Annotated in this window: 10 protein-coding genes; 5 read left to right on the forward strand and 5 right to left on the reverse strand. The window is 55.1% G+C overall.

All coding sequences use genetic code 11. From position 1 onward, the window contains the following. Positions 1–272 precede the first annotated feature (272 nt). The 5 genes from ACUIAH_RS02540 (at position 273) to ACUIAH_RS02560 (ending at position 4967) form a co-directional block, all read left to right on the forward strand. Complete coding sequence (locus ACUIAH_RS02540) at positions 273–1262, forward strand: ATP-binding cassette domain-containing protein (RefSeq protein ID WP_445341311.1); 990 nt, start codon at positions 273–275, stop codon at positions 1260–1262. Then, complete coding sequence (locus ACUIAH_RS02545) at positions 1259–2110, forward strand: ABC transporter permease (RefSeq protein WP_445341312.1); 852 nt, start codon at positions 1259–1261, stop codon at positions 2108–2110. The genes ACUIAH_RS02540 and ACUIAH_RS02545 overlap by 4 nt, the downstream gene beginning before the upstream one ends. Further along, the gene (locus ACUIAH_RS02550) at positions 2107–2907 is read left to right on the forward strand and encodes an ABC transporter permease (RefSeq protein ID WP_445341313.1); all 801 of its coding nucleotides are present in this window, start codon (positions 2107–2109) and stop codon (positions 2905–2907) included. The genes ACUIAH_RS02545 and ACUIAH_RS02550 overlap by 4 nt, the downstream gene beginning before the upstream one ends. A gap of 162 nt (positions 2908–3069) precedes the next feature. Next, positions 3070–4296 carry a sensor histidine kinase gene (locus tag ACUIAH_RS02555; RefSeq protein ID WP_445341314.1) on the forward strand — a complete coding sequence of 409 codons (1227 nt, stop codon included), beginning with the start codon at positions 3070–3072 and terminating at the stop codon, positions 4294–4296. Then, positions 4293–4967, forward strand: a complete 675-nt coding sequence (locus tag ACUIAH_RS02560) for a response regulator transcription factor (RefSeq protein WP_445341315.1) — start codon at positions 4293–4295, stop codon at positions 4965–4967. The genes ACUIAH_RS02555 and ACUIAH_RS02560 overlap by 4 nt, the downstream gene beginning before the upstream one ends. Before the next feature lie 457 nt (positions 4968–5424). Here the strand turns inward: ACUIAH_RS02560 and ACUIAH_RS02565 are convergent, their stop codons facing one another. From ACUIAH_RS02565 to ACUIAH_RS02585, 5 genes are all read right to left on the reverse strand, one after another. Beyond that, positions 5425–7587, reverse strand: coding sequence for a glycosyltransferase family 39 protein (locus ACUIAH_RS02565; RefSeq protein WP_445341316.1), 2163 nt, complete (start codon positions 7585–7587; stop codon positions 5425–5427). Between the two features lie 201 nt (positions 7588–7788). Further along, the gene (locus ACUIAH_RS02570; protein WP_445341317.1) at positions 7789–8790 is read right to left on the reverse strand and encodes a dolichyl-phosphate beta-glucosyltransferase; all 1002 of its coding nucleotides are present in this window, start codon (positions 8788–8790) and stop codon (positions 7789–7791) included. Positions 8791–9110: 320 nt separating this feature from the next. After that, positions 9111–10094, reverse strand: a complete 984-nt coding sequence (locus ACUIAH_RS02575) for an Abi family protein (protein ID WP_445341318.1) — start codon at positions 10092–10094, stop codon at positions 9111–9113. Between the two features lie 944 nt (positions 10095–11038). Beyond that, entirely contained in the window at positions 11039–11701 is a 663-nt protein-coding gene (locus ACUIAH_RS02580; RefSeq protein ID WP_110412869.1) for an alpha/beta hydrolase, read from the reverse strand. A 385-nt stretch (positions 11702–12086) separates the two neighbouring features. After that, positions 12087–12305, reverse strand: coding sequence for an alpha/beta fold hydrolase (locus tag ACUIAH_RS02585; RefSeq protein WP_045924388.1), 219 nt, complete (start codon positions 12303–12305; stop codon positions 12087–12089). Positions 12306–12661 lie beyond the last annotated feature (356 nt).

Genomic DNA, 12661 nt, shown 5'->3' on the forward strand with positions numbered 1-12661 from the left:
TACTGGCATGACATTTTATAAAGACTGTATTCTTGCACCTAATGCATCAATCGCATAAGCCGGGACCTATTGAATTTAAAACTGTGCATGTGCTCATTGAAGCTGCTATGAAACTCATGTGTTAACTCGGTTTGGCTCAATATTAAGAAACACTGTCTTACTCTGTATTGGCATGTCCTCTGCAGGGGACATTTCCTTTTTCCGTCTTGAAGACCTGTGCGCTCCGAACTTGCATAGGAATCAGTTGAATTCCGATTGGAAGGGGAGGCGCAATGGCATATACGGACGGAAACAATGATCCGCAACTGGCTGTGGTTACACAGGGGCTGGTCAAGGCCTATGGAGATTTCAAAGCCGTGGATGGGCTGAATCTACGAGTGCCGGCTGGCGGGGTCTATGGACTGTTGGGACCAAACGGAGCCGGAAAATCGACCACCATGAAGCTCCTTCTGGGATTGACAAAACCGACTGCGGGGAGCATGTGGCTGCTAGGACAGCAGGTTGGAAAGAAAACCACGATCCAGCCGGGCCGTGTGGGCTCCATGATTGAAGGACCCAGCTTCTATCCAGGCCTGTCGGGACTGGATAACTGCCGCATGGTAGCCGATTATCTGGGTCTGCCAGTTTCGGCTGCCTCAGAAGTGCTAACCAAGGTTGGATTGCGGGGATACGAGAAGAGGAAGGCGGGCGCCTACTCCCTGGGGATGAAGCAGCGGCTGGGCATCGCCATGGCGCTGATCTCGCAGCCGGAGCTCCTGCTCCTGGATGAGCCCACCAATGGCTTGGATGCCGCAGCTGTGGTCGAGGTGCGACAGATGATCATGGACTTGGCTACATCCGAGGGAGTCACCGTCATCATCAGCAGCCATATCCTGTCCGAAATCGAAAAGATGGCTCCGGTAGTTGGCATCATTGCCGACGGTCATCTGCTCTACCAGGGGACATTGGAAAATCTGCGCGAAGAGGGTCATATCGATCTACGAGTATCCGATCCTGGGCTCGCGTCAGAGATGCTCGAAACTCAAGGCATTCACCACGAATATATCCGCAAGAGCGCAACCCTGCGTATTCCCGAGATAACCGATTCGCAAATCGGAGCGCTGGTGGCTCGGCTGGTATCGCATGGTCTGCAGGTATACCGTGTCGCTTCCGAACGCAAGAGCTTGGAAGAGGCCTTCCTTGAACTCGTGGAAAACCCGCAGAGTCATGCAGCGCAGTGCCCTATGCAGCCGTCCGGTCATAAACAGAGGAGCATACGATGAGCTCTGTCAAATCAATCTCCATACGGTCCGAAGAATTTCGATTGGGGAAACCGCCACGCTCATCCCATCCTGGAGGGCTGCTTGTTCTGCTTTCGATGGAGCTTCGCAAGTTGAAAGGCTCCTCATTCTGGTGGATGGCCTTGGGCATGATTGCCCTGGTTTCGGCATGGTCGGGCTTGGCCTTCATGAAACGAGCCGAGTCTGCGAACCCCGCCACTCGTACCGTAGCCCTTGCCCAAGGTGAGATATTCCAAACTGTCGGTCTGCTGGCACCCATCCTTGCAGCGCTGCTGACCAGCCGGCTTGCCGTCATGGAGAGCAGCGAGCGCATGGATCTCAAATGGCGATCCCTAGGCCAGAGTGCGACTGGGAGGTTTCTTGCCAAGCTCGTAGTTACGGGGTGTGTGATTTCGCTATGCTTCGTGATTCCTCTGGCGTGTATACCGCTGTCAGCTTCAGCACAAGGGTTCCATCTCGATGGCAGTCTGGCCGAATACATACTCCTTCCGGCACTGATTGCCTGCTTCTCAACCATGGCGGTCACAGCTATACAACTCGCCCTCTCGCTGACGATAGATAAACAAGCCATAGGCCTGGGTCTGGGTGTGATAGCCGGTCTGATCGGGACTGGACTGGGCGCGATGAATATGCCGGCTCTGGGCTGGTTCTTCCCAGCCGGGATCAGTTCCGCGGCCAGCCCGTTCCTGTTTTCAGCCAGCTCTGATGGTTTTGCCAGAATGACCTTGGTCGCCAATCCCTGGCCAAAAGTCCTGACCAGCCTTCTGGCATACATTATCTGGTCGGGAATATCAGCACTCATCGTCAAGGTCAAGGAGTCAGGCCGATGAACAGGCAATACCCTGCAAACGCTATAACCATCACCCCGATGCATCGCCACAAGCCATCGATCGCCGCCGCCTTCAAATGGGAGATCCGCAAGGCCGGCAATCTCTGGTACTGGCTGGCCACCATGCTCTTCGACGCCGTCGGAATCTTCAACGGTTGGGACCAGTATCAGAGCTACAAACCGGACTTCCAGGCTCAAGGGGTGACCTGGGCTGCGGTCTGGGGGCAGGCGATCCTTCTGCCAAGCATGGTCTTCATGCCAGTCCTGGTCGCGGCCTTTGCAGCCCAGGTTGAAGCCAACGAGCACAAGGGACGAAACTGGCAGCGTCTTAATGCCTCAGGCATGGTCGGGACTGCCCTAGCCGGGAAGGTGATGCATGGACTGCTGGCCTCCCTCCTTACCGTCGCCATCTTTGAATCCGAATTCATACTCGTGGGTGTTCTTATAGGAGGCTTCGGCCCAGCGGAACTCGGTCCCTATCTCTTACGTGGCGCACCAATGACGTTGGCAGTGTGGGCCATTATGACTCTGACCCAGGCCATAGCTGCCAGAGCCGAATCCTTTGCCTCGACTATGAGCATCATGTTTCTGCTCACTCTGGCAGGCTGTGTGCTGTCGGTTGCCACACCGGCCTTGGCGCTGCCGTATCCGCTGGCCTTGATCACCACTGCATCCGCAGCCCGTGACATGGGCAATATCGCGTCTACGGCCTCTATGGCGGCCTCGTGCATGACGGCAATCCTCTGGGTGCTGATCAGCCTCCTTATATTCCGGCACGAGGCCCGCAGAGCCATTTAGTCTCAAGTACAACATCAATTAAGTGAGGATGCAGCACTTGCCAGGTCGCACATCACAGTGTCTGACAGCATAATGGAATACCGGCAGTTATCAGGAAGAGGCTCACCGATGAGAGCAGGCAAGAAGACTCAAGGCTGGATTCAGTTGTGGAACCGGCCATATATGACCTTCGTGGCAGTCTTTTTCTGCACCCTCTACGAGACAGGGATGCTGACCAGGCTGATCCTTGTCCCAAGCTGCGCGAACCAGACCCTCTACCAGGTCATGAAGTCTGCCAGCTGGGGCTTGCCCCTGTTTGTGGTCATTATTTTTCTCGCACTTGTCACCCTATGCCTGCGCCGTCTATATCCTATGGCGACCCTGCTGGTGGTCAGTGGCCTGCTTGTCCTGACTGCCGCAATCTATGGCTCGGGATGCACCTACCTGACCATTCCCTGGCTCGTCAGCCTCTACGCCTGCGCAGTAGAATCTAAGAGCATGGCATCACTGGCAGCTGGGCTGAGCAGTTCCGCTATTCTGGGCCTGCTCAGCATTGCATTCTCTGCTAATTGGCATCGTGATGTCCACTTCACCGACCTTCTGTATCCGACTGGATTGACTTTCGCCCTCTGCCTGACAGTCGCCTTCCTCTCACGCTCCGTAAGGCAGTCACGCATGTCGGAGCAGGCATTGGAGGAGGAGCGCTCGTATGCTCTAACCCTGGCCCATGAGCGGGACCAGGCCATGCATCAGTCCAGGGTTGCCTCCCAACTGCATGACAGCGTGGGTCACGACTTGACCGCCATTATCGCCCTATCTGAGGGACTGGATCATGCCAGCGGAAAGCCGGAAATTGATGAGGCTATCTCGATGATTAACGACCTGGCACGGCAGGGACTGGATGACACCCGAACGGCTGTCAAAGCCCTGCAATCAGAAACAGATCCAAAAAACGACCCACAGCCAGCCACAGGGGGGAGGCATAGCTGGGATGACATCAAACCCATCCTCGACCACGCCCGGCATGTCGGCATCAGCACTGCCCTGACGGAGACAGGCCGTCGGCCACAGGATTCCGAACAGGCCGACCTTGCCTTCACTGTCACCAGGGAGGCGATCACCAACGCCCTCCGCCACGGACAGGAGGTTAACCGTATTGTGGTCTCCTGGGATCACGACAGCCATGGCGGCATAAACATTACCATTCGTGATGATGGCCAACTTTTGAACAATGATGCTGACGATAGCGGCGACAACGGAACAGGCCTTGCCAGGTTAAGAGGCGAATTGCGAGCTCATGGTGGCAGCTTCAATTCGGGTCCTGGTCCTGACGGTTGGACCTTGCAGGCCCGCATACCCTCGCTAGCTGCTACGGCAGCTGACAACACGGGCAAGGAGGAAAGTGCATGATCCGTGTCATGATCGTCGACGACCAGCGCCCGACCCGCATGGGACTGGCACTCATGGTCGCCAAGGACCCAACCTTACATGTCGTTGCGCAGGCAGCCAACGGCCAAGAGGCTCTGGACCAGCTAGCCACAGCCGCCGACAATCAGCAATCTCTGCCCGATGTGATTCTGATGGATGTGCGCATGCCTGTCATGGACGGGCTGGATGCCACCAGCCGTATCAAAAAGCTCCATCCTGAAATGAGCATTCTCATTCTGACCACCTACGACGAGGACGACTATGCGTTCACAGCTTTAGGGGCAGGCGCATCTGGATTCCTGCTCAAGGATGTCAAGACAGCCGATCTGAACAGAGCCATCCATGCGGTACATGCAGGCGATGCAATTCTCACGCCGCGCATCACGGCCGAAGTGATCAGAAAAGGAGTCCCGAGGCCAAAAGCCAAAGATGAGTCTGAGGCTCGCCATAAATTCGAGCAACTGGGCAAACGCGAACTTCAGGTCGCTTCGCTGGTTAGTCAAGGCCTGACGAATGCGGAGATTGCCAAGCGCCTCCAGCTGCAGCATGATTCGGTCAAAAAGACCGTCAGCCGCATACTGGCAAAACTCAAAGTCAGGGACCGAATCAACATCGCCGTCCTTTGGTATCAGGCCGACATGACGAATCAGTAATCGTATTGAATGCTGGCTCGCTCATCCGTGGACGGAAGAGAACTACATCCGGCTGTATTTTGTGCGCCTAAATCCATAATTGGCGATAGAGTTCCGCCATTTGTAGGAATTGCTTATTACGGTGCAAAGCAAACGAATGCAACGAAATCAATAGCTCTATTTAGTTTGATTTGATGTGATCTGGCCTGCAATGCAGGGTCTTGCAATAATCAGATCTGAATTCCTGCGCGAACTTGTCAATATAAAAATGAGCGGGCTGAAGTATTATCAGGCCGCTCACTGCTTTACACTTTTGCGCTACACAAAAGATGCAACTACTCACGACCTACAGATTAGAAGTCAGTAGCTCGCCTCGCCTTTATTTTGTTGCCGCAAACCTGGGAGTAACTCTTAGACAAGAGCTACTCCCACCGCTCAGCTGGCCTGCTGCTGGGTCAGATCATACACAGTGATGCCATCAACCGTGGTTGCGGTGTAGTGCTTGGCCACCCTGCGAGATTTGCGTGGCAGTGTCTGAACCTCCCATCTGATGGCCACCCATCTCACCGGCTATGTAGTAATGAATCTGCTTACCCTTCACGTACTGCTTGAACTGTTCCAAGCTGGGGTAGGGGTCGGAACCATTGAACCCACCAATGGCCATGACCGGCTTTTGAGAAGCCAGCTGATAGCCCGCCGCCTGCTGGGATCCCGTAGTGGCAGCAGCCCAGCGATAGGAATCGGATGCCTTTTCCAGCTTGGCGACGACCTTGGAACTGGACCGGCCTCCACCAAGCAGACCTCCTCCTCTTATCCTTCCTCCTTCTGATCCACCACGGAATCCAAATTTGCCCCTGCGCTGTGAGTGCATGTAGGGCGCACCCGAAGTGGATTCCCCATGTGACCCCGTGGAATCCTGGCCCATGGGACCTGGCCCTTGAGAACCCATGCTGGGAGCCTGTTGACTATTCGAACCGCCACCAGGTATCTGGCCCTGCTTACGTGACTGACCCTGCTGATTCATCGGGTCTTGGCCCATTTGATATGAGCCCATGGGACCGCCGTCACCACCAGGTAAGCCTTGCTGCATATTGCTAGGTGCCATGCCGCCTGCCTGGCCACCGCCGGGTTGGCCACCACCAGGAGCACCCCCAGGCATACCACCGGGGCCGCCACCCATGCTCCCTGAAGTCAGGTTGGGTCCGGCTAGGACGATTGATCCCATGTGTCCTTGGGATACGGTGTACAGCGTCCATGCAGCAGGGCCAGCAGCCATAAGCCCTATGACCGAGAGAATGAGGGCTACAAGAGCGAGTCGTCGTATTCGCAACAGCCCAGCCAGGGCAAAACCAAGGGCGCCCATGAGACCGATTATGAGAATGGACCACTTGAGCCAGGGGAGCCACTGGGAGCGACCTGCCAGGCTGAAATCCCAGAAGGCCGCGAAGGTGATAAGAATCGGCGTGACAATCCTGGCCCAGAGCTTGTCCCGGGCGATCCACAAACTGAATGCGCCGATGGCAACCATCGCAGCCAGGGCAGGTGCCAGAGCCACGGTGTAATACTGGTGGAAAATGCCGGCCATAAAGCTGAAAACGAGCCAGGTGACGGTCAGCCAACCTCCGAAAGCAATGACACTGGCTCTGCGCACGTCAATGCGAACGGCCCTGCCGATAACCAGCAAGCTGATGACAATGCCCGCGAAAGCCAAAGGAGCCAGCCAGGAAATCTGCGTGCCGAACTCGCCGCTGAACAGACGATTGAGTCCAGTCTGGCCCCACATGCCACCACCGCGACCGCCGCCAGCCGGCATGCCGCCACCTTCGCGGCCGTGGCCAGGTATGACGGATCCTTCTTCGCTGCCGGTCAAGCGTCCGAAACCGTTATAGCCGAAAGTGAGCTCAAGGAAGGAATTGCGCTGGGAGCCGCCTATATAAGGTCTGTCGCTGGCTGGCACGATGACCGTCAGCAGTACCCACCAGCCAGCGGCGACAATCATGGAACCAATGGCAGCGAGTGAATCCAGAATGCGACGAACCATGCCTGTAGGCGAGGCCAGAAAAAAAGCAAGGGCAAAGCCAGGCAGTACGAGCAGCACCTGCAGTTGCTTGGTAAGGAAGCCAAACCCGATCAGAGCCCCGGCCAGGACCATCCACCAAGTGCGCTTTCGATTGCCAGAAGGATGGTTGGCATACTCCAGGGATCTGAGGAGCGCGTGAGTGGCACCGGTCATCAATAAGACCAGCAAGGCATCGGGGTTGTTGAAGCGGAACATGAGCGCGGCTACCGGAGTGAGCATGAAGATGAAACCGGTGACAATACCCGCCCAGTTGCCCCAGTACCGACGCACAGTGGCATAGAGCAGGTAGGTGGTCGCCACTCCCATCAACGCTTCCGGCAGGAGGATGGCAAAGGAATTCAGACCAAAGATGCGCACGGAAAGCGCCATCAACCATAGGGCTGCCGGCGGCTTGTCCACGGTGATGGCGTTCCCTGAGTCCAGGGACCCCCAGAGAAAGGCTCTCCAGCTGACCGAGCCTGCCTGGGCTGCAGCCGAATAAAACTCGTTGGCATACCCGGAGGCGGTGAGGTTGATGAAGAATATTGCACAGGCTGCAAGCAGCATGACACCCAGCGCCATCCAATCCCCACGGGTCCGTCGCGGCAGAATATACGCGCGGGAAGCGTGCTCATCAGCAACTGCATCTGCGTTTGTTGATCGTGGCGGATCGAAAGTCTTTGAATGCTGTGAGAAGCCATAGCTGCTGTGAGAAGCCAATGAAGCGTTCATGATAGGTGAAGTTTGCTCTTTCTGTATGAGATTTCGTTTGCTGTCAGCCGCTCAGCAAGCGGCAGCTTCTTTGCCTGGATTCCGCATATGTGAATGCGAATCCTCCTCTTCTGCAGGCAAGAGGGATCCGCGCAACTCATGCTGGCGGATCTGGTCCCAGACGGCAGGGGAGTCCAGGTCGACGCGAAGCCCCTCGACCGCTCGGGCCTCCATACCCTCCCTGACCCGGTGCATGCCTTCCAGATCCTTCTTCACCGTGTCTGGAATGTCGACCGTCGAGCCTGTATCCTCCACCCAGCGAACAGGAAGCTCCAGCATGGTCATCCCAGCCTGCTGGGCTCGTACAAGCAGCTCCGTATCGAAGAACCACTCGTCATCCTTCACCTGAGGCAGCAGGACATGTGCAGCCTGGGCAGTAAGGGCCTTGAAACCGCACTGGGCATCATGAAAGGAGACCGCCAGATATGAGCGGAGCATGAGGTTGTAGGTGCGCGAAATGAATTCACGTTTGGGGGAGCGGGTGACCTGAGATTGGGGCATAAGACGCGAGCCAAAGGCGATGTCAGCCCCGCCCTGAAGCAGGGGAAGAATAAGACTGCCCGTAGAGCCGATATCGGTGGATAGATCCACATCCATATATGCGACGACTGCCGCCCTGGAGCTGAGCCAGGCCTGTTTCAGGGCGTACCCGCGGCCTTTTCTTGCGAGGTGCAAAGCGCGTACCTGATTGGGACACCAGTTACACAAAGCCTTGGCTATCTGCCAACTGGCATCTGTGCTGGCGTTGTCTGCAATCACGATATTCCAGCTAAAGGGTGTCAGATCTCTGGCGTGACGATCCAGAAAGCTGCATAAGGTGGAAACGGAGTCAGCCAGCTGAACTTCCTCGTTATATATGGGAATGACAATATCGGCGTCGACCGCGGCTGGGCTGCCGTAGTAGATAGGCGAATCAACCTCACCCTCTGGGATTTGCCTGTTGCCAGAAGAGCGCCTGTCAGGCACATAGGACTGCCCACTAATGTTTCTTTGGAGAATGTTCGCTGTGTTCATGACTCATAGTAAACAGCGGCTTCTTGGGCTATTCCTCAAACTTATCTTTATAAACTGATTGGACTCTTTAAAAAGAATCATGAGGATTTCTCAATGTTCGCTGATACAGCTGCACCAAATATCCGCAGTCAATGCCGCAGTGTTCTCGGCCACTACGCAACTGTAGATAGCTTGCCGCTCAAAAAGTGCCACGGACAGAGTTACCACTTAATACTGTTTCAGCGCTTAACGACGGCATCTGTTTGAGGATATTAGTACTAATATGACATACATATTGAGAAATCAAAACCGCGCATTTTAAATAGAGAAGATAGAAGACTCTATTGCCATATGGGCAGCTTTTGCCAGTCGTCCGGGAAGCCCATTGGTTTGAGTGGAATGCCAGGATAGCGGTTCATCAGGTCTATGAAGTTTGTACGCCAATGAGTGACGCCCAGTTGCTTCAGGAGGAAGTGTTCCATGGTCAGGAATCCTGCAGGGCCTTTCGACTCCGGTCGGCGGAAGGGCTCCCATTCGTTACCCCACCAGTCGGCATTTGCGGGATACAGCTTGGGTTTGATGGGTGTCATCTTCGGGTCTATGCAGTTCCAGAAGCGGTCATGGTGGGCGGTCTTGTTGCGGGCAACACGGATATTCTCGAGCCAACCGCGCAACAATTTCTCATTGCCGACACCGGGCTTGTTCGACATGATTTCCAGTTGCAAGGCCAACCTGCGTTTGATGGCAGCGTCAGCACCCTTGTAGAAGATCTTCTTGAAATCGCCGTAGGACAGGCAATCCACTATCATCCAAATGGGCGGCAGCGGGTCGCAGTAGGTGCTCTTGAAATGCTTAAGCTGTGGCAGCGAAGATCGCTCATAGTCCTTGGCTATGCCGGCAATCGCACTCTTATGCTCTTCGGTGCTGAGTCCAGGCAGACCGGCAGGCTCAAGGTAACCGAACGGACCCGTTGCTTTGGCAAGTTCGGCAGCCATGTAGCTTTTGAGAAAGACCTCGATGCTGACGATGCCATCGAAGACGATGTTGCGTAGTTCCTGGTCGAACACGTACCGTTCCCAAATGGGGTCCCAAGCAGTCTTCAAAAGAAAGGGCAACTTTCGTTTACTGCTACCCACCATAGGAGTAAGGAAAGGATACCAGTAGCCCTTGAGGCGATAATAGCCTACCAATTCCAAACGATCCGCAAGGTCCTGCACGCCGATGCCTGTCAACCCGTTATCCAGAAGCAGTTGGGCCAGGTCTGCAGAGTCGCGATAAGGATGGCTGGGGTATGTGGGCAACTTGGTTGCAGTTGTGAATCCCATGTGCCCTCCGGGTAAAAAAATACCGCCATAGTATGCGTTCCACCCCGAAAGGCAGTAGAGGCAGTGGCGGCTTCTAACAGCAATAACTTTACATCGTGCGGGCGCCGAACGCAAAACTTCAAGACTCGATTGCCGCTCAGAGCTAAGGCTGAGCGTACACGGCACTCAACGAGATGACATCTCGGACCAGACACAGGGCGGTGGATTTGATTATGACCCTCTACCAGACTCCCGCAGTTGCCCTGGGTACGCTCCTTTGTGGTTCTGCACAGAACAGGAGGATACCGGCGACCTCAACCCTGACCGTCCGCCAGGCCGAAGCCAGCCACAAACGTCAACTGATCCAGGTTGACTACCACGACCTACGTGATTGGATGGAGGAGGATGGCATAGAGGACTTGCGCCTGTATTAGCCCAGGAATGCATCCGCAGAGACCATCAGCGTCAAGGGAAGGCGCGGCCGCGTTGCCGGGGACTCCGAGAAAGAAGCTGATGACGGCTTACGCTCAGCTCAACGCCGACCCCGAAGATCTTCTGACCGATCATGAACTCACAGTTGGCGAATGAAGGGAAACATGAAGAACGAGCGAAGCGACGAATATATGCAAATAGGTATCAAAGGGCCTGGAACTACAAATAATTCCAAGGCCTAAGACCTTGGAATCGTTGCTATTTGGTCGGGCCGGCGGGATTTGAACCCGCGACCCCTTGTAAGATAAGCCGCTGTTCTGGTACATGCGAGCTGCCTTTAACTGCTGCTAACTATCCAAGGAATACTGCCAATTCTAGCAGATTCCAAGTATGAACTGATGCAAGCTGATACGGGTACTTATGGGTAGCGATGTGCCCGAAATGTGCCCGATTGGATTAGCCAGAAGGAAGTGTCTGATGACATTGGCACAAAAATCGTCTGACTGCATAAAATGAGATTGCTTGGAACTGATTCAGGGATGAGATGTAAGTGTGTGCCGGATAACCTTGCTGGATCGGTCAGGTTTTCCGCTTATAAAATCCCTGATGGCCTCGGACATTTTTTCAGGCACATAGTCGTGGAGATAATGAGGGGCATCGAAATACCGTATCTGTGAGTTACCTTGCTGCGCTTTGAAGGATTCTTGGATGGATCGCCACTCATCCTTGCTGAAGCCAGTGCCTTTCCCGTTGGAAACCAGTTGCAGCATCTTGATCTGTGGCAATCCAGCTTCCGCAACCTTGCGGGCGTTGGCGTTGACCGTGTTGATCTCTCGCTGGATGTCTGGATCCATGAAGTTCTTGAAGAAGAGGGTCCGGTAGACCGCCTTATCTTCAGCAGACAAATTTCCTGCTTTGATGGCGGGTGACTGGTCCGCGGTCAGTCTGGGCAGGAGACGAGGAAGTCCTGTCCGGCAAAGGGCGCCCAACAGTGCTGTGGCTGCGGCGGGAGGCACCAGGTTGCGCGTCTCATAAGCCTGTGGCGTGGCCATATCCAATCCGATGATGGCCTCCACCTCGGCAGGGTACTTCTTGGTCCAGTAAAGTGCTTCAAGCCCAGACATTGAGTGGGGGAGGAGCACATAGGGCCCAGTCACTCCGGCCCCGTGCAGCGCCGCCCTGGTCTCATCCAACATCGTGTCGATATCTCTGGGGTCCCGAGACCAGTCACTAAACCCGTACCCGGACTTCTCCACCACAATCAGACAGTATGAGTTTTGCAGTCTAGTAATGAGAGCCTTGAAATCATACAGAGGGGAAGGGGTTCCACACCCTGAAAGCAGCACCAGTTTCGGGACGCTACCATGTGTGTCCCCGAACACCGCGACACTCAGTAGTTTATGTCCCACTCTCACCAGCTGACGGTATTGTGCTTCGCCCTTATCTTCCAGGGGATTCCTCGTAATTACTTGGAGCATATAGACGAGTCTACAGTAGCTGACAGCTTGTGGCAGAGCAGCAGTAAAAGCATATTGAGGAAGTGCTTTCTCGGCAAAAAAAGGATTCCGGTTCTGCGATCAGTTATTGACTTAAGTCTTGCAGCACACATCCCAGGAAGCGGTCGGGTTCCTCCCATTGGGGGAAGTGGCCGGAGCGATCGAACCAGTGCCAGCTTTTGGGGCTGTCGATTGTCTCGTACCAGTCGCGGGCGACGGCGGAGGAGACGTGGTGGTCCTGTCTGCCCTCACAGAAGGTGACCGGCACCTCGAAGTGGTGGGTGTCGGTGAAGTCCGTGTCCATCAGCTCCTGGTGAAGTGGTCGCACATCGCAGGGTTGGTGGGTTGCTTGGCAGGGGAGAGCTTTGACAAGCCGGACATGAGAACGAGCAGAGGAGCTGGATGACTGGTTGAGGTTCTGATGGAATCCTCTTTGAGATTACTATCGGTGAATCTTGCATTATTGAGACATGGCCAGCGATAACACTATGGAACCGTGCGCTGCCCAAATGGTGGTGGCCTGCGATCTAGTGGTTCGGGTATGTCCTACTTTCTGTGAAAAGCCATCTGACTTAGGTGGGCAGCAAAGCTTGTATCGGGGCCGCCGCCCCGAAACCCCGCCGAGCTGGATCAGCTCGACCATACTGCTGCCGCACTGGT

Source organism: Bifidobacterium sp. ESL0820 (assembly GCF_052606235.1).

Bases quoted from the DNA above. Each gene is read 5' to 3' on its own strand.
- ACUIAH_RS02585 (WP_045924388.1), bottom strand. From the start codon at position 12,305: ATGGACACGGACTTCACCGACACCCACCACTTCGAGGTGCCGGTCACC.
- ACUIAH_RS02570 (WP_445341317.1), bottom strand. From the start codon at position 8,790: ATGAACACAGCGAACATTCTCCAAAGAAACATTAGTGGGCAGTCCTAT.
- ACUIAH_RS02565 (WP_445341316.1), bottom strand. From the start codon at position 7,587: ATGGCGCTGGGTGTCATGCTGCTTGCAGCCTGTGCAATATTCTTCATC.
- ACUIAH_RS02575 (WP_445341318.1), bottom strand. From the start codon at position 10,094: ATGGGATTCACAACTGCAACCAAGTTGCCCACATACCCCAGCCATCCT.
- ACUIAH_RS02580 (WP_110412869.1), bottom strand. From the start codon at position 11,701: ATGTTGGATGAGACCAGGGCGGCGCTGCACGGGGCCGGAGTGACTGGG.
- ACUIAH_RS02560 (WP_445341315.1), top strand. From the start codon at position 4,293: ATGATCCGTGTCATGATCGTCGACGACCAGCGCCCGACCCGCATGGGA.
- ACUIAH_RS02540 (WP_445341311.1), top strand. From the start codon at position 273: ATGGCATATACGGACGGAAACAATGATCCGCAACTGGCTGTGGTTACA.
- ACUIAH_RS02550 (WP_445341313.1), top strand. From the start codon at position 2,107: ATGAACAGGCAATACCCTGCAAACGCTATAACCATCACCCCGATGCAT.
- ACUIAH_RS02555 (WP_445341314.1), top strand. From the start codon at position 3,070: ATGACCTTCGTGGCAGTCTTTTTCTGCACCCTCTACGAGACAGGGATG.
- ACUIAH_RS02545 (WP_445341312.1), top strand. From the start codon at position 1,259: ATGAGCTCTGTCAAATCAATCTCCATACGGTCCGAAGAATTTCGATTG.